Source organism: Streptomyces sp. JB150 (assembly GCF_011193355.1).
In the GTDB taxonomy this organism is placed as follows: Bacteria; Actinomycetota; Actinomycetes; order Streptomycetales; family Streptomycetaceae; genus Streptomyces.
This window is the reverse complement of sequence record NZ_CP049780.1, coordinates 4,166,859-4,187,521: the sequence shown is the minus strand read 5'-3', so window position 1 is coordinate 4,187,521 and position 20,663 is coordinate 4,166,859. Positions and strand designations below refer to the sequence as shown.

Below are 20,663 nucleotides of genomic sequence, written 5' to 3'. Positions count from 1 at the left end.
GAGAACTCCGGCCGCCCGAGGGAGGTGGCCGGGAGGTTACGGCCTGGTAGCTTGCTGCGGTCGTACCGTCCTACCGGTTCTTCCCCTGGGGGCTCGCAGTGACTTCGGCGGCGTACGCGCGCGGGGCGCGCAGGCGGATACGGACCGTGGCCCGGGCCGCGGCCGCGGGGCTGGGCGGCGTGCTGCTGCTCGGCGCGTGCGGCGGGGGCAGTGAGGAGGAGGCGACGCCGACCGCGCCGGCGGCGTCGTCCCCGTCTCCCTCCCCGTCCCCCTCGGCCTCCGGCTCGGCCGCTGGTGGCGAGCTGGACGGCAGCTGGCTCGCCACCAGCGGCGGGCAGGCCGTGGTGCTCGTGTTCAACGGCGACGAGGCGGGGCTGTTCGCGAGCCGCGGGACCGTGTGCGGCGGGCGGGTCACCGAGGCGGCCGGGAAGCCGGCGATACGGCTGCTCTGCGGTGAGGGCGGGAAGAACGGTGACGACGGCGCCTGGGGTGACGGCGGTGCCGGAGGTGAGGGCGGCCGGGACCGGGAGCGCGGCACGGGGACGGTCGACTCCGTCACGGCGGACTCCCTGAAGGTGACCTGGGAGGGGTCGGCGGGGGTCGAGACGTTCACCAGGGCCGAGGGGGGCACGCTGCCGTCGGGGGTGCCGACGGAGGGGCTGGGGTCGTAGAAGCCGCGCCCTGTCGGAGGCGGGGACTCGGGGCGGGGACTCGGGGCGCAGTGCTCTCACGGGCGTTTCGCCGGGGTGCCGCTCAGGGCCTCGGAGAAGGTCGTGAGGGTGGTGAGCAGCAGTCTCGCGGCGGGGCGTACGACGGTGTCGGAGGTGTCGGCCCAGGCGGGGTGGGTGAGGGCGGCCCGGACGGGGCGTCCCCCTGGGGGACGCGGTGTTCCCGTACCGCCTTCGCGCCCCGGACGGTGGCCTCGCGCAGGGCGTCCGCTTCCAGCAGCATGGCCACGCGGCCCATCTGGGTCAGCGCGTCCTCGGCGTCGTCGGCCGCGACGCGGGACAGGGAGCGGTGGCGTACGGGTTCGTGCTCCGCGCGGGCGACCGCCGGGTGCCAGGCGGCGCGGGGCGCTCGGGCGGTGAGCAGGGCGTCCCGGATGTCGGCGGCGGACGCGGACGCGGGGTCCGCGTGGTGGTGCAGTACGGCCGCGGCGTAGGCGCCCGGGGCCGCCGGCCGGCCGGCGAGGCGGTCGCGCAGCCGCGGGTCTCCCAGGCCGGGTAGCGGCGTACGCGAGCATCGCCAGTACGCCGCCCAGGAGGGTCAGCACGACGCGCTCGGGGACGGTCTGCGTCCACTGCTCGCCGCCCATGCCCAGCAGGAAGACGACGTACGCACGCCGCGATGCGGGCCTGCGCCGCGAACTGGCCAAGCCCGTCCGAGCCGGTCGGGGCCGTCCGAGCCAGTCGGTCCGGTCAGTCCGGGCGCGGGCGGTGGCGCATCTGGGCCCGGTCCGCCGCGCGGGCGCCCTCGTGCCAGCCCGCCGCGTCGCTGACGCCGCGCAGCCGGGTGGTGACGGTCTCGGGGAACATGCGCTCCGCGCGGTCGGCGACGGCGACCTCGCGGGAGGCGAGGACGGGGAGCAGGTCGTCGGTCACCTGGGTTTCGGCGGCGGCCGCGAGGCGGGTGCCGACGCGGTGGGCGTAGGCGGCGAGGAAGGACTGCCGGAACGTTTTCGTGCGCTTGCGGCCACCCGCGCGCTGGGCCGCCTCCGCCTTGGCCATGGCCGTGGTGGCCTGCACGAGCAGCGAGGTGTAGAGCAGTTCGACCGCTTCGAGGTCCGCGTCGAAGCCGACGACCGTGGAGAAGCCGAGGGGTTCGTTCCACACCGCGCGGCAGTGGTTGGCGGAGGCCACCGCGTCCAGCAGGACCGCCTTGGCCTGTTCGTACGGCGGCTCGACGCCGATCCGGCAGGCGGTCGGGGTGTCCGCGGCCGGGTCCGGGGAGCGGGCGGCGAGCAGCGCCTCGTCGATGCTGTGGCGGGCCATCAGCTCCTGCGCCTTGGCGCTCAGCGCCTCGGCCTCCTCCGGGTAGCCGGTCGCCTCGGCCTTGGCGAGCAGCGCGCGGATGCGGGCGAGCATCCGGGACTCGGCGGGCGCGTCGCGGCGTACCGGCTCGTGCTCGTCCAGGGGTTCGAGGGTGGGCAGGCGCAGCAGGAGGCGGTACAGCTCCAGGACCGCGGTGGCGTGCGAGAAGCGGTCCGCGCGGGGCGGTGGCGCGGTGGGCAGGTCGGCGAGCTGGGCCTGCCAGCGGCGTCCGCGCGGACGGTCGTCCGGGGCCTGGGCGCGGATCAGTTCCGCCACGAGGGCCACGTGGACGTCGTCCAGCTCGCGGCGCACGACCCGTACGACGTCGGCGGGCTGCCAGCCGCGCCGCCAGGCGGTCGCGACGAACTCCCGGCCCCGCCTGTCGCGCTCCGCGTCGGCGGCCGGCTCGGCGGCGAGCAGGGACGCCCCGGTGTCGAGGCCGGTGTCCCCGGCGCTGTACAGGGCTGCTTCGAAGGCGCGGTCGACGGTGCCGGGCGTAGGGGGCGTGCTCACCCGGCGATGGTGCCACGCGCGCGTGCGGGCCGTTCCGTCCCACTCCCCGGACAGGGGAGTTCCTGCCGCAGTTCGCGGATCCGCCTGTGATCGCGCGCGAGGTGTCAACTGATGGTTGACACCCCGAGGGGCGCAACCTACGGTTGACACATGTCGACGAACCCCAACATCACGGCATCCGTACGTCTCGACGACCTCATCGCGGCCATCAAGAAGGTCCACGACCAGCCGCTCGACCAGCTCCAGGACGCGGTCATCGCCGCCGAGCACCTGGGCGACGTGGCGGACCACCTGATCGGCCACTTCGTGGACCAGGCGCGCCGGTCGGGCGCGTCCTGGACCGACATCGGCAAGAGCATGGGCGTCACCCGGCAGGCGGCGCAGAAGCGGTTCGTGCCCAGGGAGTCCGCGGACCTGGACCCCAGCCAGGGCTTCAGCCGCTACACCCCCCGCGCGCGGAACGTCGTCATGGCCGCCCACAACGAGGCCGTCGCCGCCCGCAACGCCGAGGGCCGCCCGGAACACCTGATCCTCGGCCTGCTCGCCGAGCCGGAAGGGCTGGCCGCCCACGCGATCACCGCGCAGGGCGTCACCCTGGACGAGGTGCGCCGGGCCGCGACCGCCGCGCTGCCGCCCGCCTCGGACGAGGTTCCCGAGCTGGTCCCCTACGGCCCCGACGCCAAGAAGGCACTGGAGCTCACCTTCCGCGAAGCCCTGCGCCTCGGCCACAACTACATCGGCACCGAACACCTGCTGCTCGCCCTGCTCGAGTTCGAGAACGGCGAGGGCGTGCTGTCCGGCCTCGGCCTCACCAAGGAGGCGGTGGAGCGGTACGTCACCGAGCTGCTCGCCAAGTTCCTGGACACCGGCAAAAGCACTGGTGAGGCGGCGTCGGAGGGCTGACGCCGGGCCGTTGTCAGACCCTCCTGCCACACTCGCTTGCATGACCGACCGGTGGGCGCTCGCACCGGCCGAGGGCGGCGGTGTGGAACTCGCCCCCCTCGGCCCGGACGGGCTGCCCGCCGGTCCGGTGGTGCGGGAGGAGGACCCGGCGTCGGCCGTGCGCGCGCGGCCGGAGGTGACGCGCTGGGTCTGGCGGTCCACGGCGGAGGTGTATCCGCGCCTGCTCGCCACGGGGGTGCGAGTGGAGCGGTGCTACGACGTCGAGGCCGCCGAGGCCCTCCTCCTGGGCCACGAGGGGCGGTCCGGCGAGCCGCGCTCGGCCGCCGCCGCCCTGGCCCGGCTGCGCGGCGGGCCGGTCCCGCCGGATCCGCCGCAGCGGCCGGCCGAGCCGGGGGCGCAGTCCCCGCTGTTCGAGCCGGAGGGCGGCCGCCCGCTCCCCCTCTCCGACCTGCTCGCCGTCTACGCCGAGCAGCAGCGGCGGCACGAGCACACCGCCCACCCCGACCGGATGCGGCTGCTGACCGCCGCCGAGTCGGCCGGGACGCTGGTGGCCGCCGAGATGAACCACGCGGGGCTGCCGTGGAGCGCGGACGTCCACCGCGCGGTGCTGCGCGACCTGCTCGGCGAGCGGTACGCGGGCGGCGGGGAGCCCCGGCGGCTGGCCGAGCTGGCCGACGAGGTGTCCGCCGCCTTCGGGCGGCGGGTGCGGCCCGATCTGCCCGCCGATGTGATCAAGGCGTTCGCGCAGGCCGGGATCAGGATCCGGTCCACCCGGCGGTGGGAGATCGAGTCCGTCGACCACCCGGCCGTCGAACCGCTGGTCGAGTACAAGAAGCTGTACCGGATCTGGGTCGCCCACGGCTGGTCCTGGCTCCAGGACTGGGTGCGCGACGGCCGCTTCCGGCCCGAGTTCCAGGCCGGCGGCACGGTCACCGGACGCTGGGTGACCAACGGCGGCGGCGCCCTGCAGATCCCCAAGGTCATCCGCCGGGCCGTGGTCGCCGACCCCGGCTGGCGGCTGGTCGTCGCCGACGCCGACCAGATGGAGCCCCGGGTGCTCGCCGCGATCTCGCGCGACCCCGGCCTGATGGAGGTCGCCGGGCGGGAGAGCGACCTGTACCAGTCGGTGTCCGACCGGGCCTTCTCCGGCGACCGCGCCCAGGCCAAGCTCGCCGTGCTCGGCGCGATCTACGGGCAGACCTCCGGCGACGGCCTGAAGAACCTCGCCGCACTGCGCCGCCGCTTCCCGAAGGCGGTGGCCTACGTCGACGAGGCCGCCCGCGCCGGTGAGGAGGGGCGGCTGGTGCGCACCTGGCTCGGCCGGACCTGCCCGCCCGCCGCCTCGGGCGAGGACCCGGCCGGGGAGGCCGGCATCCCGGTGGCGGACGAGGACGGCGAGGACCGCGAAGACCGCGAGGACCGCGCGTGGGCGCCGGGGTACGCCTCGACCAACGCCCGCGCCCGCGGCCGCTTCGCCCGCAACTTCGTGGTCCAGGGCAGCGCCGCCGACTGGGCCCTGCTGCTGCTCGCCGCGCTGCGCCGGGCCTGCGCGGGGCTCTTGGCCGAGCTGGTCTTCTTCCAGCACGACGAGGTGATCGTGCACTGCCCCGAGGAGGAGGCGGAGACGGTGGTGGCGGCGATCCGGGAGGCGTCGGCGCTGGCCGGACGGCTGACCTTCGGGGAGACACCGGTGCGGTTCCCGTTCACGACGGCCGTGGTGGAGTGCTATGCCGATGCCAAGTGAGGGGCGGGGGTCACGGTGGCGGCGGGCGCCCGCGGGGATGACGGGGATCAGCGGCAGGCGCCGGCGCCGGCGCTGTCGAGGAGTTCCCGCAGCTGTGCCGTGACCGCGCTCTCGTCCGTGCCGTCCAGCGCGGCGAGAGCGGTGCGCCACTCCTCGTACGCCCGCTGGTGCAGACCCTGGGCGCGCAGCAGCAGTCCGTGCTGGTGGCGGGCGAGACCGCCGGTGTAGTGGTCGGCGCGGGCGTCCGCGCGGCGCATCAGTTCCGCGCACTCGCCCAGGGCGCGGTCGGTGTGGCCGAGCAGGCGCAGGGCGCGCACCAGGCCGAGGCGGGTCTGGGACTCGCCGTGCCAGTCGCCGTGTCCGCCGAGGATGCGCAGGCTCTCCTCGAAGTGCCGGGCGGCGGACTCCGGTTCGTTGAGGCGGAGATGGGCGTAGCCGATGTTGCAGTGCGCCGAGTGCTGGACGATGACCGCGCCGATCGCGACGCCGATGGCGAGGGAGCGGCGGTGCTGTTCGATGGCGGCGCGCGGGTCGGTGTGCTCGTAGAGGTTGCCCAGGTGGCTGTAGGTGACGGCCTCGCCGTGCGGGTCGTTCAACTGCCGTGAGTAGGTGAGGCTCTGGCGGAGCGCGGCCTCCGACTCGGTGTACCGGCCCAGCCCTTCGAGGAGCAGCCCGCGGTTGTTCAGGCAGCGCCGGATCCAGGAGACCACCCCCAGGCGGCGCCAGATCCTCAGTGCCCGGTCGTTGAGGTCGAGGGCGTCACCCTGGCGGCCGGTCAGGAAGTGCAGTCCGGCCAGGTCACCGAGGGCGTAGGCCTCGGCCGCGGGGTCGCCGAGGCGGCGGGCGGCGTCGAGCGCGGCACTGCCCAGGATCTCCATCTCGGCGACGCGGCCGCTGCGGTGGACGTAGGGGAAGAGGAGGCGGATCAGGGTGGAGACGTAGGCGGCGGTGCGGTGGTCGTGGGCCGGGTCGCCCGCGTGCCGTGCCACGAGGGTGACGATGTTCGGCAGCTCCATGTCGCCCCAGGCGAAGGCCTCTTCGGCGGACGCGAAGGGGGCGGTGCGGGCCACGCGCGCGGCGTGCTCGGGGGGCTGTGCGGCGGTGGGGCGGCGGCGGTCGTCCTGGTCGAGGCCGGGTTCGACGATGGCGGTGAGGGCGCGTTCGGCGACCGCCGCGTACCAGTGGAGGGCGGTCTCCACGGCCGTGGTGGGCGTGATGCGGGTGCCGGAGGCGAGGGGGGACAGATTCCCGCCTGCCGGCGGGTGCGGAGACGGGCCCGTACCTGCCGACGAGTGCGGGGCAAGACTCGCGTCCGTCCCGGGTGGGGTGGCGGGCCGGTCCTGCCGGGCGTCCGCCTCCGCCAGTTCGCGGGCGAAGTCCCGGACCAGGTCGTGCGGGGCGTAACGGCCGTACGCCGTCTCCTCCAGGAGGGCCACGTCGACGAGCCGGTCGAGGGCCGCCTCGGCGCGGCGTTCGCCGGTGCCGGTGAGGCGGGCGAGGAGGGGGGCGCCGTAGGCGGGCAGGTCGAGGGCGCCGATCCGGCGCAGGGCGAGGGCCGCGTCACGGTCGGCCTCGCGGTCGGAGGCGGCGAGCGCGTCGTGGGCGACGGCGAGGGAGCGGCGCACGCTGAGGTCGTCGTACTCCAGGTGGTGCAGCCGGCCCTCGGTGGCGGCCAGTTGGCCCGCCAGCACGTCCGGGGTGAGCGCTCGGCGCGCGGCGAGCCGGGCGGCGACGACGCGCAGCGCGAGCGGCAGCCGGCCGGTGAGGTCGACGAGCGGATGGGCCGCGTCCAGGCCGTCACGGCCGGAGACCGCGCGCAGCAGTGCGGCGCTGTCCTCCCCGGAGAGCGGGGCGAGCGGGAAGCGGCGGGCGCCGTCGAGGGCGGTCAACGGGGAGCGGCTGGTGACGATGACCGCGCAGCCGGGGCCGGCCGGCAGCAGCGGCCGTACGTGGGCGGCGGTGGCGGCGTCGTCCAGGACCAGCAGGGTGCGGGTCGGCGCCAGCAGGGAGCGCAGCAGCGCGGCGGCGGCGTCCGGGTGCTCGGGGATGCGGCGGGGCTCGGTGCCGAGGTCGCGCAGCAGGGCGGCGAGGGCCTGGGCGGGGGTCAGGGGGGTCATGCCCGGGGTGGCGCCGTGCAGGTTGACGTAGAGCTGGCCGTCGGAGAAACGTTCCGCCAGAGCGTGCGCCACATGCAGTGCGAGGGCGCTCTTGCCCACCCCCGCCATACCGCTCACCACGGCGACCGCACCCGGCTCCAGCAGGGTCCGGCGCAGCTCCTCGCGGAGGGCGGTGCGGCCGGTGAAGTGCGGCGGTGGTGGGGGGAGTTGGGCAGGGCGGGGGGTGGTGAGGGTGACGGGCGGGGAGGCCATGCAGCCGCCGGAATCACCTGCGCCGCCGGAGGCCTCGGCGGCTGCGCGCGGCCCGGACGCCTCGGGTACGCGGGGCTCCTTGGGTGCCGCGGGTGTGCCGGTCGTGCCGGTCGTGCCGGTCGTGCCGGTCGTGTCGGGCGTGTCGGGCGTGTCGGAGACGTGGGAGACCTGGGGCGCCTGGACCGCTTCGGACGCTTCCCGCGATGCGAGCGCGCCGGGTGCGCCGGGTGCGCCGGGCGCCCCGGCATCTCCCGCCGACCGGGACGCCTCGGCCACCACCGAGTGCGTAGCCGTCCCCGAGCGGGCCGCCGTACCCGGCGGCTCTTCGCTCCTCGGGGTGGCGCCCCGCAGGACCTCCAGATGGGCGTCCCGCACCGCCGCCCCGGGCTCGACGCCCAGTTCCTCCAGCAGGCGGGAGCGCAGGTCGCGGTGGACGGCCAGGGCCTCGGCGCGCCGGCCGGTGCGGTGCAGCGCGAGCATGAGCTGGCGGTGGTACGCCTCGCGGAGCGGGTGTTCGGCGGCCAGTTCCGCCAGCTCCGGCACGAGCGCCCCGAGCCGGGCGCCACCGAGGGCCAGCTCGGCGTCGTAGCGCCACTCCAGCACCAGCAGCCGGGCCTCCGCCAGGCGCTGCACGAAGGCGTAGCCGCCCAGTTCGGATGGGAGTCCGCTGAGCGGAGTGCCGCGCCACAGCGCCAGCGCGGCCGTGGCCTCGCGGGTCACCGTCACCCAGTCCCGGGCGGCGTGCGCGGCGCGGGCGGCGGAGACCCGGCGTTCGAAGACATGGACGTCCAGTTCGCCCGGCGCCACGCGCAGCAGATAGCCGGGCGGGACGGCGCGCAGCCGGTCGGGGTCGTCGAGGAGGCGGCGCAGCCGGGCGACGTGGTTGTGCAGGGAGGCGTGCGCGGAGGCGGGTGGTTCGCCACCCCACAGCGCGTCCTTGAGGGTGTCGACCGGCACCACCCGGCCGGGCTCCAGCAGCAGGGCGGCGAGCAGCGCCCGCGCCTTGGGGCTGCGGATGGTCCGTACGACGACACCGCGGACACCGGCGCCACCGGCGGCACCCGCCGCCCCGGCAACCCCTGTGGCCCCCTCCGTCCGTACCGCTCCCGCGGCGCCCGCGGCCCCCGCTGCGCCGACGACGCCGGCGCCCTGGGTGCCGTATGTCGTGTCCGGCTGGTAGAGCACGGGCGGGCCCAGCAGTCCGAACCGCATTACACCCTGGCGCATTTCCGCCCTCGTCACGGCGGTTTCCCGCCACCTGCTCACTGTCGGCTCCCGGCTGCCGCGCGCGGGCGTACCCTGCCGTCGCCTGCCGCTGCCCGGTGTGCGCCCGGGTCGCCGGACGGCGGCTTCACGCCAGCCGGCAGACGGCGCTCCGGAGAACCGTTGGCCACATGTTAGCGATCCGTTGGTGCGGTCTGATGTGATCAATCCATCGGAACCGGCCCGACGGCGCGCGCGTAGAACGCGTTACTCGGGGGAGTGTCGCCGCCGCGGCCGGATCCGGGACGCCAGTGGGCCCCGGTCGGCAGAGGTGAACGTCCGGGGCCCGCGGCGCATCCCGCACGGGCGAACGGGGACACTGCTGCCATGCCACTTCGCTGCGCCGCCCTCGACGACTTCCAGAACGCCGCGACCGGCGCCGCGGACTGGTCCGCCGTGACCGACCGGGTCGAGGTGGTGCCCTTCACCCGGCACTTGTCGGACGAGGACGAACTCGCCGCCGCGCTCGCCGGCTTCGACATCGTGGTCACCTTGCGCGAGCGGGTGGCGTTCCCGGCCTCCCTCCTGGAGCGGCTGCCCCGGCTGAAGCTGATCGTCGCCACCGGCATGCGCAACTCGGCGATCGACCACGCCGCCGCCCGCGCGCACGGCGTCACCGTGTGCGGCACCGAGAGTTCCCCGACCCCGCCGGTCGAACTGACCTGGGCGCTGATCCTCGGCCTGGCCCGTGGCCTGGTCCAGGAGGCGACCGCGCTGCGGGAGGGCGGTCCCTGACAGTCGACCGTCGGCGCCGACCTGCACGGCCGCACCCTGGGCGTGCTCGGCCTCGGCCGGATCGGCAGCCGGGTCGCGCGGGTCGGCCTCGCCTTCGGCATGGACGTCGTCGCCTGGAGCCGGAACCTCACCGCGGAGCGTGCGGACGAGGTCGGCGTGGGCCTGGCCGCGAGCAAGGAGGACCTGCTGTCCCGGAGCGACTTCGTCTCCGTCCACCTCGCCCTCTCCGACCGCACCCGCGGCCTGCTGGGTCCCGCCGAACTGGCCCTGCTGAAGCCGACCGCCTACCTGGTCAACACCTCCGCGCGGCCATCGTCGACCAGGACGCGCTGCTCGCCGCGCTGCGCGAGGGCCGGATCGCCGGGGCGGGCGTCGACGTGTTCGACGTCGAGCCCCTGCCCGCCGGCCACCCGATGCGCACCGCCCCACGCCTGCTCGCCACCCCCCACCTCGGTTACGTCTCCCGGGCCAACTACGCCCGCTACTACGGCCAGGCGGTCGAGAACATCCGCGCCTGGCTGGACGGGAAGCCGGTACGGGTGCTGGGCGGCTGAGCCCTCGCCACGCGGGGCGAGCCAGGCTAGGACCAGCCAGGCGGGGGCCAGTCGGGCGGGGGCCAGTCGGGCGGGGGCCAGTCAGGCGGGGACCAGCCACGCGAGAGCGAGCCACGCGGGGGCGAGCCCGCCACCCGCCGGACGCGCTCCCCGCGTCCCCGTGCCATCGTGGTGTCATGCCCCTCGACGTACGCCCGGCCACCGTCTTCGAGGACGTCCGTGCGGTGATCGGCCCCAAGTCGCCGACCGCGAACGTCTGCTGGTGCCTGAGCTACCGGATCCCCTCGAAGCTCAACAACGAATTGCGCGGCCCGGCCCGCGGTGAGTACGTGGCCGAGCTGTGCCGCGCCGATCCCCCTCCGGGAGTGCTGGCCTACGACGGGGACGAACCGGTCGGCTGGGCCGCCGTCGCCCCGCGCGCGGAGACCTCCTTCGCGCGCAACCGCAAGATCCCGCATGTCGACGACCTGCCGGTGTGGTCCCTGTGGTGCGTCCGCGTCCGCCCCGGCCACCGCAAGCGGGGCATCTCCCACGCCCTCATCGCCGGCGCCGCCGACTTCGCCCGCGCCCACGGCGCCCCGGCCGTCGAGGCCTACCCCCTCGACAACGGCGACGCCCGTGTCGACCTGACCATGGCCTACCCCGGCCTCCGCAAGAACTTCGAACGCGCCGGCTTCACCCACGCCGCCGACACGACCTCGGTCCTGGCCGGCCACCCCCGGGTGCTGATGCGCCTGGACCTACGGTGACGCCACCAAGCCCACAGCAACACAAAACCCCAGGTCAAGGGGTACATGACCTGGGGTCTGTCAGAGCCGCTTTCGGGATTCGAACCCGAGACCTACGCATTACGAGTGCGTTGCTCTGGCCATCTGAGCTAAAGCGGCGCGTCGCCCGCACTATGGTGCGATCGGCGACGTCGGTAAGTCTACACAGTTTCCGGGAGTGCTTCGTACCAGCCCCCGGCCCACGCGGGGCGGGGGCGGACCGGGGCGGTCAGGGGCGGTGGTCGCCGGTCATGAGCAGCGCTTTCCGTCCTGCGGCGGGGTGCCCCGCAGCAGGTAGGCGTTGATCGCGCGGTCGATGCAGTCGCTGCCGCGGCCGTAGGCGGTGTGGCCGTCGCCGTCGTAGGTGAGGAGGCGGCCGGAGGAGAGCTGGGCGGCGAGGGCCCGGGCCCAGCGGTAGGGAGTGGCGGGGTCGCGGGTGGTGCCGACCACGACGATCGGCCTGGCGCCCTTCGCCTCGATGCGGTGCGGTTCGCCGGTGGGCGCGACGGGCCAGTACGCACAGTTCAGGGCCGCCCAGGCGAGGCCCTCGCCGAAGACGGGGGACGCCTTCTGGAACGCGGGCAGTGCCTTGCGGACCTCGTCGGGGCCCTCGAAGGACGGCGGGAGGTCGAGGCAGTTCACGGCGGCGTTGGCGAACATGAGGTTGGAGTAGTCGCCGTTCGCCTCCCGCTCGTAGTAGCTGTCGGAGAGGGCGAGCAGTCCGGCGCCGTCGTTCTGCTTCATCGCCGCGGTCAGCGCCTCGCGCAGGCGCGGCCACGCCGACTCGTCGTACATCGCCGCGATGACCCCGGTGGTCGCCAGCGACTCGCCGAGCCTGCGGCCGTCCGCGTCGCCGGTGGGGACCGGCCGGGCGTCCAGCCGGTCGAAGAACGCCTTGAGGTTCTCACCGGCCCGCTCCGGCGAGGTGCCGGCGCCACCGAGCGGGCAGCCGGCCTGCCGTACGCAGTCCTTCGCGAACGCCCGGAACGCGGTCTCGAACCCGGCCGTCTGGTCGAGGTTCAGCCGCCGCGCGGGCAGCGACGGGTCCATCGCGCCGTCCAGCACCAGCCGGCCCACCCGGTCCGGGAACAGCCCGGCGTACGTCGCCCCGAGGAAGGTGCCGTACGACGCGCCCACGTACGCCAGCCGCTCGTCGCCCAGCGCCTGGCGCACGATGTCCATGTCCCGCGCTGTCTCGACGGTGGAGACGTGCCGCAGCAGCTCGGGCGCGTGCGCGCCGCACCCCTCGGCGAACTTCCGGTACGCGGTGACCAGCCCGTCCACCTCGCGCTGGTCGTCGGGGGTGACGTCCGACTGCGTGTACGTGTCCATCTCGGGCCCGCCCAGGCACTCGACGGGCTCGCTGCGGGCGACCCCACGCGGGTCGACGGCGACCATGTCGTACCGCGCGCGGACCTCCGCCGGGTACCCGACGCCCGCGTACGCCTGGAGGTAGCCGATCGCCGAGCCCCCCGGGCCGCCCGGGTTCACCAGCAGCGACCCCAGGCGCCGGCCCGGGCCCGTGGCCTTCTTGCGGGCCACCGCGAGGCGGACGTCGCCCTCGCCGGGGGCGGCGTAGTCCAGCGGCGCGCGCACGGTCGCGCACTCGAAGCCGGGGGCGCCGCACGCGCGCCACTTCGGCTTCTGCGCGTAGTACGGCCGCAGGGCGGAGGGCGTGGCGCGCGGCAGGGCGGTCAGCGCGGCCGTGCCGGCCTGCGCCGCCCGCGCGGCGGGGCTGGCGGAACTCGTCTGGTGTCCGGTCGCGGTGCAGGCGGAGACGACCAGCGCGGCGGCGGCGAGGAGGACGGCTCCGGCACGGGACCTGGACCTGCGGTGGGGGCGCCTTGAGTGCATTCAGCGATCGTAACCCTGCGCGACGGTCCGGGTGCGGTGTGTGCGGGGCGTGGCACGGATGGGTGAGGGTTGTCCGACGGATGACGGACAAGGAGCGGAGGGCGGAGGGGCGGGGGCGGCTGGGCCGCAGTCGCCGGAGGGCCGGAGCGGGCGGTTGGGCTGTCGGTGGCGGAAGGGCCGGGAGGCGGCTGGACCGTCAGTGCCGAGGGGCCGGGGGGGTCAGCCCGCTCTCAGGGCCATCGTCATCGCCTCCACCGCCAGCAGCGGGGCGACATTGCGGTCCAGGGCGTCCCGGCAGGCGGCGATCGCCTCGATGCGGCGCAGGGTCGACTCGGGTGAGCTCTCGCGGGCGATGCGCTCCAGGGCGTCCTCGGCGTCGGTGTTGGCGAGGGCCACGCGGGTGCCGAGCTGGAGGGCGAGGACGTCGCGGTAGAAGGCGGTGAGGTCGGTCAGGGCGAGGTCCAGGCTGTCGCGCTGGGTGCGGGTGCGGCGGCGCTTCTGCTTGTCCTCCAGGTCCTTCATCACGCCCGCGGTACCGCGCGGGAGGCGGCCGCCCTGGGCGGCGCCGAGGGCGGCCTTCAGCTCCTCGGTCTCCTTGACGTCGACCTCCTCGGCGAGCTGCTTGGCGTCCTCCGCGGCGGCGTCCACCAGCTCCTGGGCGGCCTTGAGCGCGCTGCCCACGTCCGCGACGCGCAGCGGCAGCTTCAGCACGGCGGCGCGGCGCTCGCGCGCGGCCGGGTCGGTGGCCAGGCGCCGGGCCCGGTCGACGTGGCCCTGGGTGGCCCGCGCCGCCGCGTGCGCGACCTCGGGTTCGACGCCCTCGCGGCGGATCAGCATGTCGGCGACGGCGTCCACGGACGGCGTGCTCAGGTTCAGGTGGCGGCAGCGGGAGCGGATCGTCGGCAGTACGTCCTCGATGGACGGCGCGCACAGCAGCCACACCGTGCGGGGGGCGGGCTCCTCCACGGCCTTGAGGACCGCGTTGGCCGACTTCTCGTTCAGCCGCTCGGCGTCCTCGACGAGGATGACCTGCCAGCGGCCGTTGGCGGGCGAGGTGAACGACTTGCGGACGGTGTCCCGCATGTCCTCCGCGAGGATCTGGGTGCCGACGGCGGCCACGGTGGTGACGTCGGCGTGGGTGCCGATCAGCGCCGTGTGGCATCCGTCGCAGAAGCCGCAGCCGGGCGCCCCGCCCAGCGCGCGGTCGGGGCTGACGCACTGCAGTGCCGCCGCGAACGCCCGCGCCGCCCGGGTCCGGCCCGCGCCGGGCGGGCCGGTGAACAGCCAGGCGTGTGTCATCTTCGACGTCTCCGGCAGCGGCTCGTCGGCCGCCGCGGCGGTGACCAGCGCGTCGGCGTCCCGGGCGGCGTCCGCCAGCTGCGCGCTCACCCGTTCCTGACCGACGAGGTCATCCCACACCGTCATGGGCCACCGTGCCCTTCCGTCCCACTGCGCGTACGCCTTCCATTGTGGGGGTGACCACTGACAACGCCGACGCCGGCGGCGTCGCCCGGCGGCGCCCCCGGTGGGGCGGGTTCAGCGACCCGGGGTTCAGCGACCCGGGGTTCATTCAACCCGGGGTTCAGCGCCCCCGGCCGCGACCGCCCCGGCGGCCCTCGTCGCCGTGCTCGTCGTCCCGCGGCCCGAGCAGCTCGTCCGCCAGCGTCGGCAGGTCGTCCAGCGGGGTCTCCTCCGCCCAGTCAGGCCGCGCCCGCCGTTGGGCGGCACCGTCGGCGTCGACCTGCGGCAGCTCGCGCGTACGGTCGTCCGAGCCGTCGGGCCCGGCGCCGCCACGCGCGCCACGCTCGCCGCGCGCGCCACGCTCGGCGGGCTCGTCGCGGAAGAAGCCCGGCGGGACCCGGTCCACCGGGTCCTCGCCCGGCACCGGGGGCAGCACCGCGGTCTCGTCCGCCGCGCCCGGCGTGACCGGCGGCAGTACGGCCGTCTCGTCGGCCGCGCCCGGCACGACCGGCCGCAGCACCGCCGTGTCGTCCGCGGCGCCCGGCACGACCGGCGGCTGCGGCAGCTCGGCCGTCACCTCGGCGTCGGGGTCGCGCCGCGCGGTGTCGCGGCGCCCGGCGTCACGCGGGGCGGCGGCCGGCCTGTCCGTGTCGCCGTCCCGTACCGGCCGCAGCACCGTCGTCGCGTCGTCCACGCCGGCGGAAGCGCCGGGCTTCGCGTCCGGCTGCACCACGGGCGTCGGCACGGTCAGCGCCTCCGACGGGGGCGGGGTGACCTCGGGGCGGACCGGCTTGGGGCCGGCCTGTGCGGCGGCCGCCGCCTGCTCGGCCGCCCGGCGGGCCTCCTCGGCCCGCAGCAGGGCCTCCTCCGCCTTGCGCTGCTTCTCCAGCCGCAGCGCCTCGGCCTCGGCGCGCAGCCGGGCCTCCTCCTCGGCCTGCCGGCGGCGGCGCTCCTCCTCCGCCTTGCGGCGGGCCTCCTCCTCCGCGCGGGCCTTCTCCTCGGCGAGCAGCCGCTGCCGCTCCTCCTCGGCGCGCCGGCGGGCTTCCTCGGCGCGCCGCCGGGCCTCCTCGGCCTGCCGTTCGGCCTCGCGCCGCTGGGCCTCCTCCAGCTCGCGCCGCTTGCGCTCCTCCTCCTCGGCGCGCAGCCGGGCGAGCTGTTCCTGGCGCTCACGCTCCAGGCGCTCCTCCTCGGCCTTGCGGGCGGCCTCTTCCTCGGCCTTGCGCCGGGCCTCCTCCTCGGCCTTGCGGCGCGCTTCCTCGCGGGCCTCGATCTCGGCCTGGGACAGCGGCAGCACCTGGTCGAGCCGGGCGCGGATGACGGTGGTGACGGCCTCGGGCTCCTGCCCGGCGTCGACCACGAGGTAGCGCCCGGGGTCGGACGCGGCGAGGGTCAGGAAGCCGGAGCGCACGCGCGCGTGGAACTCGGCGGGCTCGGACTCCAGCCGGTCCGGCGCCTCGGTGAACCGCTCGCGGGCGGTCTCCGGGGCGACGTCCAGCAGCACGGTCAGGTGGGGGACGAGCCCGTTGGTCGCCCAGCGGTTGATCCGGGCGACCTCCGTCGGGGACAGGTCGCGGCCCGCGCCCTGGTAGGCCACCGAGGAGTCGATGTACCGGTCGGAGATGACGACCGCGCCGCGCTCCAGCGCGGGCCGCACCACGGTGTCGACGTGCTCCGCGCGGTCCGCGGCGTACAGCAGCGCCTCCGCGCGGTGCGACAGTCCGGCGCTGGAGACGTCGAGCAGGATGGACCGCAGCCGCTTGCCGACCGGGGTCGCGCCGGGCTCGCGGGTCACCACGACCTCGTGGCCCTTGGCGCGGATCCAGTCGGCGAGCGCTTCGGCCTGGGTGGACTTCCCGGCGCCGTCGCCGCCCTCCAGGGCGATGAAGAAACCGGTCGGGGCGGGCGCCTGCACCGGGTCGTCGCCGCCGAGGACCGCGTCGCGCAGGTCGTGCCGCAGTGGCACGCCGGAGCGGTCGTCGAGCTTGGCGAGGACCAGCGCCGCCACCGGCAGCAGCAGCGCGCCGGTCAGCATGAGCGTGAACGCGGCGCCGCCGTGCGCGAAGACGAACTTGCCGCTCTGCAGCCGGTGCGGCCCGATCAGCGCCGCCACCAAGGGCGCGATCAGCGCGCCGAGCGCCACGAAGACGCGGACCACGGCGTGCAGGTGCTCGGTGATGCGCGGGCGCCGGTACTCCTCGGTCTCCAGGTCGAGCAGCGCGTGGCCGGTGTGGGCCGCCATGCCCGCCCCGGCACCGGCGAGGGCGACGATCAGCAGCACGGTGGTGACGTCCGGGACCAGCCCGGCGGCCAGCAGCGCGAGGCCGGTGAAGGCGATGGCCAGCGCGAGCATGCGGCGCCGCGACAGCGACACCAGCACCTTCGGCGCCGTACGGACACCGGCGGCGACGCCGCCGGTCAGCGCGAGCACCAGCAGGCCGTGGAGCACCGGGCCGCCGCCCAGGTCCCTGGCGTGCAGCACGGACACCGCGACGGCCGCCGCGATCGCGCCCGCGACGGCGGCGCAGGCGAGCACCAGCAGCGGGATCGCTCCGGTACGGCCCTTGTCGGCGCCGGTGCCGGTCTTCGGGCGGCGCAGGCCCTCCAGCGGCGACCGCGCGCGGGGGGTGCGCACCGCGGGCAGCCGGAGGAACGTCAGCACGGACAGGGACGCGGCGAACAGGCCGGCCGCGACGTACGAGCCGAGGGCGGCCTGGTGGGCGGCGAACCAGTCGGCGCCGGCGCCGAGGAGGTTGCCCAGCAGGGAGGCGGCGACCAGCGCGGCCGCCGCGAGGGGAACCGCGAGGAAGCCCGTGCGCAGCGACAGGCGGCGCAGGGCGTCCAGGTGGTCCGGCAGCGGCCGCACCGCGGCGCCCTCCGGCGGCGGGGCGGGCAGCAGGGCGGGCGCGGCGCTCTCCCGGCACACGGTCCAGAACCGCTCGGCGACGCCGGTGACGAAGACGGTGACCAGGAGGACGGCGAGCGCGTCGTCCGGCGTCCAGTCGATCCACAGCGGCGCGATGATCAGCAGCGCGGCCCGGAGGCCGTCCGCGCCGACCATCGTCCAGCGGCGGTCGAGCGGGCCCTCGTGGGCGGTGAGCGAGGTGAGCGGGCCGAGGAGGACCGCGCCGAAGAGCAGGGTGGCCAGGACGCGCACCGCGAAAACGGTCGCCACTGCGAACGCCACGCCCCGGTAGCCGCCGCCGAAGGAGCCGCCCGCGACGGCCGCCTGGAGGACGAGCAGGACCAGCACGAGAAGAGCGAGGACATCGCCGACCCCGCTCACCAGATGCGCGCTCCACAGCCGTTTGAGCTGCGGCTCGCGCAACAACGAGCGGACGGCGCGCTCGCGGGAGTCCGCGACCAGCGCGTCGTCGGGGTCCGGGTGAGGGGCCGTTGGCTGCTCGGCTCGCGTCATGCGTTCAGCCTATCGGGCCGCGCCGACACTCCGGGGCGCACACCCGAACGCCCGCACGCCCCTACGCCTGATCGAGCCCTGATCCCGTTGGTTTCGCGAACGCCGGACGGGGAAGCCCCCCACCCGGCGCCCGTCCCCTCCGGCCGGCCCGCTCAGTCCTCGGACGTCGCCTGCGACGACGCGGCCGACGCCGCCGTCGCCTTCTTCGCGGCCGTGGCCGTCTTCTTCGCGGTGGCCGTCTTCTTGGCCGCAGCGGCCTTGGCCGCCGTGGTCTTGGCGGCCGTCGTCTTCTTCGCCGCCGTGGTCTTCTTCGCGGCGGTCTTCTTCGCGGTCGTGGTCTTGGCCGCGGCGGTCTTCTTCGTGGCCGCCTTCTTCGCCGTCTTCTTGGCGGGCGCCTTGGCCCGCTTCTCGGCGAGCAGCTCGAAGCCGCGCTCCGGCGTGATCGTCTCGACGCTGTCGCCGGACCGCAGGGTCGCGTTGGTCTCGCCGTCGGTGACGTACGGCCCGAAGCGGCCGTCCTTCACCACGACCGGCTTTCCGCTGACCGGGTCCTCGCCCAGCTCCTTGAGCGGCGGCTTGGCGGCCGCACGGCCACGCTGCTTGGGCTGGGCGTAGATCGCCTGTGCCTCCTCCAGCGTGATCGTGAAGAGCTGGTCCTCGGACTGCAGGGAGCGCGAGTCCGTGCCCTTCTTCAGGTACGGGCCGTAGCGGCCGTTCTGCGCGGTGATCTCCTGGCCGTCGGTGTCGGTGCCGACGACGCGCGGCAGCGACATCAGCCTCAGCGCGTCCTCCAGCGTCACCGTGTCCAGCGACATCGACTTGAACAGGGACGCGGTGCGCGGCTTGACCGCGTTCTTGCCGGTCTTCGGGGTGCCCTCGGGGAGGATTTCCGTGACGTACGGGCCGTAGCGGCCGTCCTTGGCGACGATCGTGTGGCCGGTCGCCGGGTCGACGCCCAGCTCGAAGTCGCCGCTCGGCTTGGCGAGCAGTTCCTCGGCCAGCTCGACGGTCAGCTCGTCGGGCGCCAGGTCGGCGGGGATGTCCGCGCGCTGGTGGCCGTCGGTGTCCTTCTCGCCGCGCTCGATGTACGGCCCGTAGCGGCCGACCCGCAGCACGATGTCGTTGCCCACCGGGAACGAGGACACCTCGCGCGCGTCGATCGCGCCCAGGTCGGTGACCAGTTCCTTCAGGCCGCCGAGGTGGTCGCCGTCGCCGTTCCCGGCGTCGGCGGCGGCGCCCGCGACGGTGCCCTCGCCGAAGTAGAACCGCTTCAGCCACGGCACGGCCTGCGCCTCGCCGCGCGCGATGCGGTCGAGGTCGTCCTCCATCTTGGCGGTGAAGTCGTAGTCGACGAGCCGGCCGAAGTGCTTCTCCAGCAGGTTGACCACGGCGAAGGACAGGAAGGACGGCACGAGGGCCGTGCCCTTCTTGAAGACGTAGCCGCGGTCGAGGATCGTGCCGATGATCGACGCGTACGTCGACGGGCGGCCGATCTCGCGCTCCTCCAGCTCCTTGACCAGGCTGGCCTCGGTGTAGCGGGCCGGGGGCTTGGTGGCGTGGCCGTCGGCGGTGATCTCCTCGGCGGACAGCGGGTCGCCCTCGGCCACCTGCGGCAGCCGGCGCTCGCGGTCGTCCAGCTCGGCGTTCGGGTCGTCGGCACCCTCGACGTAGGCCTTCAGGAAGCCGTGGAAGGTGATCGTCTTGCCGGACGCGCTGAACTCGACGTCCCGGCCGTCGGCGGCGGTGCCGCCGATCTTCACGGTGACGGAGTTCCCGGTCGCGTCCTTCATCTGGGAGGCGACGGTCCGCTTCCAGATCAGCTCGTACAGCTTGAACTGGTCGCCGGTCAGACCGGTCTCGGCGGGCGTGCGGAAACGATCACCCGAGGGGCGGATCGCCTCGTGCGCCTCCTGCGCGTTCTTGACCTTCGCGGCGTACGTGCGCGGCGTGTCCGGCAGGTACTCGGCGCCGTACAGCTGCGTGACCTGGGCGCGCGCGGCGGCGATCGCCGTGTCGCTCAGCGTCGTGGAGTCCGTACGCATGTACGTGATGTAGCCGTTCTCGTACAGCTTCTGCGCGATCTGCATCGTGGCCTTCGCGCCGAAGCCGAGCTTGCGGCTGGCCTCCTGCTGGAGGGTCGTCGTACGGAACGGCGCGTACGGCGAGCGGCGGTACGGCTTGGACTCGACGGACCGGACGGAGAAGCGGGTGTTCCCCAGCGCGGCGGCGAGCGCGCGGGCGTTCGCCTCGTCGAGGTGCAGGGTGTTCGCGCTCTTCAGCTGCCCGAGCGAGTCGAAGTCACGGCCCTGCGCGACACGCCGGCCGTCGACCGTCTGCAGCCGCGCGACCAGCGACGACGGGTCGGACGGGTCCCCCGCGCGGCCGGTGGAGAAGGTGCCGGTGAGGTCCCAGTACTCGGCGGAGCGGAACGCGATGCGCTCGCGCTCCCGCTCGACGACGAGCCGGGTCGCCACCGACTGGACGCGGCCCGCCGACAGCCGCGGCATGACCTTCTTCCACAGCACCGGCGAGACCTCGTAGCCGTACAGGCGGTCGAGGATGCGGCGGGTCTCCTGGGCGTCGACCAGCTTCTGGTTGAGCTGGCGCGGGTTGGCGACGGCGGCCTGGATCGCGGCCTTGGTGATCTCGTGGAAGACCATCCGCTTGACCGGGACCTTGGGCTTCAGCACCTCCTGGAGATGCCAGGCGATGGCCTCGCCCTCGCGGTCCTCATCGGTGGCGAGGTAGAGCTCGTCGGACTCCTTCAGCAGGTCCTTGAGCTTCTTGACCTGGGCCTTCTTGTCGGCGTTGACGACATAGATCGGCTGGAAGTCATGGTCGACGTCCACACCGAGGCGGCGGACCTCGCCGGTGTACTTCTCCGGCACCTCCGCGGCGCCGTTCGGAAGGTCGCGGATGTGCCCGACGCTCGCTTCGACTACGTAGCCGGGGCCGAGGTAGCCCTTGATCGTCTTCGCCTTGGCAGGCGACTCGACGATGACGAGTCGGCGGCCGCCCTGTGCGGTCTCGCTGGTCGGGGACAACTTCGCTCTTC

General features: G+C 75.1%; 11 protein-coding genes, 1 tRNA gene and 1 pseudogene. 6 read left to right on the top strand and 7 right to left on the bottom strand.

Annotation, left to right across the window (positions count from 1 at the left end):
* Positions 1–146 precede the first annotated feature (146 nt).
* The gene (locus G7Z13_RS19510; RefSeq protein WP_240926271.1) at positions 147–671 is read left to right on the top strand and encodes a hypothetical protein; all 525 of its coding nucleotides are present in this window, start codon (positions 147–149) and stop codon (positions 669–671) included.
* 214 nt (positions 672–885) lie between these two features.
* Positions 886–1,227 (top strand): hypothetical protein, encoded by a 342-nt coding sequence (locus G7Z13_RS19505; RefSeq protein ID WP_166001042.1) that lies wholly within the window; start codon positions 886–888, stop codon positions 1,225–1,227.
* A gap of 191 nt (positions 1,228–1,418) precedes the next feature.
* Here G7Z13_RS19505 and G7Z13_RS19500 read toward each other — a convergent pair whose 3' ends face one another.
* Entirely contained in the window at positions 1,419–2,543 is a 1,125-nt protein-coding gene (locus G7Z13_RS19500) for a DUF2786 domain-containing protein (protein WP_166001040.1), read from the bottom strand.
* A gap of 150 nt (positions 2,544–2,693) precedes the next feature.
* Between G7Z13_RS19500 and G7Z13_RS19495 the strand changes: the two genes are divergently transcribed.
* Together G7Z13_RS19495 and G7Z13_RS19490 are read left to right on the top strand one after the other, a co-directional pair.
* Positions 2,694–3,446: a Clp protease N-terminal domain-containing protein gene (locus tag G7Z13_RS19495; RefSeq protein WP_166001038.1), complete on the top strand. Its 753-nt coding sequence runs from the start codon at positions 2,694–2,696 to the stop codon at positions 3,444–3,446.
* A 40-nt stretch (positions 3,447–3,486) separates the two neighbouring features.
* Entirely contained in the window at positions 3,487–5,190 is a 1,704-nt protein-coding gene (locus G7Z13_RS19490) for a bifunctional 3'-5' exonuclease/DNA polymerase (RefSeq protein WP_166001036.1), read from the top strand.
* 47 nt (positions 5,191–5,237) lie between these two features.
* Here the strand turns inward: G7Z13_RS19490 and G7Z13_RS19485 are convergent, their stop codons facing one another.
* Entirely contained in the window at positions 5,238–8,786 is a 3,549-nt protein-coding gene (locus G7Z13_RS19485; RefSeq protein WP_166001034.1) for a BTAD domain-containing putative transcriptional regulator, read from the bottom strand.
* 363 nt (positions 8,787–9,149) lie between these two features.
* Here G7Z13_RS19485 and G7Z13_RS19480 point away from each other — a divergent pair.
* Positions 9,150–10,111, top strand: a pseudogene (locus G7Z13_RS19480) (D-2-hydroxyacid dehydrogenase family protein).
* A 176-nt stretch (positions 10,112–10,287) separates the two neighbouring features.
* Positions 10,288–10,860, top strand: coding sequence for a GNAT family N-acetyltransferase (locus tag G7Z13_RS19475; protein WP_166001032.1), 573 nt, complete (start codon positions 10,288–10,290; stop codon positions 10,858–10,860).
* A 64-nt stretch (positions 10,861–10,924) separates the two neighbouring features.
* Here G7Z13_RS19475 and G7Z13_RS19470 read toward each other — a convergent pair.
* From G7Z13_RS19470 to topA, 5 genes are all read right to left on the bottom strand, one after another.
* A tRNA-Thr gene (locus tag G7Z13_RS19470) sits at positions 10,925–10,998 on the bottom strand.
* Between the two features lie 129 nt (positions 10,999–11,127).
* Positions 11,128–12,732: an alpha/beta hydrolase gene (locus G7Z13_RS19465; RefSeq protein WP_166001030.1), complete on the bottom strand. Its 1,605-nt coding sequence runs from the start codon at positions 12,730–12,732 to the stop codon at positions 11,128–11,130.
* Positions 12,733–12,951: 219 nt separating this feature from the next.
* Complete coding sequence (locus G7Z13_RS19460; protein ID WP_166001028.1) at positions 12,952–14,157, bottom strand: DNA polymerase III subunit delta'; 1,206 nt, start codon at positions 14,155–14,157, stop codon at positions 12,952–12,954.
* A gap of 157 nt (positions 14,158–14,314) precedes the next feature.
* A complete protein-coding gene (gene tmk, locus G7Z13_RS19455; RefSeq protein WP_166001026.1) occupies positions 14,315–17,608 on the bottom strand; it encodes a dTMP kinase in 3,294 nt (1,097 codons plus the stop codon).
* A gap of 152 nt (positions 17,609–17,760) precedes the next feature.
* Positions 17,761–20,652 carry a type I DNA topoisomerase gene (gene topA / locus G7Z13_RS19450; RefSeq protein WP_166001024.1) on the bottom strand — a complete coding sequence of 964 codons (2,892 nt, stop codon included), beginning with the start codon at positions 20,650–20,652 and terminating at the stop codon, positions 17,761–17,763.
* Between the last annotated feature and the right edge of the window lie 11 nt (positions 20,653–20,663).

Coding starts and splice junctions, on each gene's coding strand:
- G7Z13_RS19495 (WP_166001038.1), top strand. CDS start 2,694: ATGTCGACGAACCCCAACATCACGGCATCCGTACGTCTCGACGACCTC.
- G7Z13_RS19490 (WP_166001036.1), top strand. CDS start 3,487: ATGACCGACCGGTGGGCGCTCGCACCGGCCGAGGGCGGCGGTGTGGAA.
- G7Z13_RS19485 (WP_166001034.1), bottom strand. CDS start 8,786: ATGCGCCAGGGTGTAATGCGGTTCGGACTGCTGGGCCCGCCCGTGCTC.
- G7Z13_RS19475 (WP_166001032.1), top strand. CDS start 10,288: ATGCCCCTCGACGTACGCCCGGCCACCGTCTTCGAGGACGTCCGTGCG.
- G7Z13_RS19465 (WP_166001030.1), bottom strand. CDS start 12,732: ATGCACTCAAGGCGCCCCCACCGCAGGTCCAGGTCCCGTGCCGGAGCC.
- G7Z13_RS19460 (WP_166001028.1), bottom strand. CDS start 14,157: ATGACGGTGTGGGATGACCTCGTCGGTCAGGAACGGGTGAGCGCGCAG.
- tmk (WP_166001026.1), bottom strand. CDS start 17,608: ATGACGCGAGCCGAGCAGCCAACGGCCCCTCACCCGGACCCCGACGAC.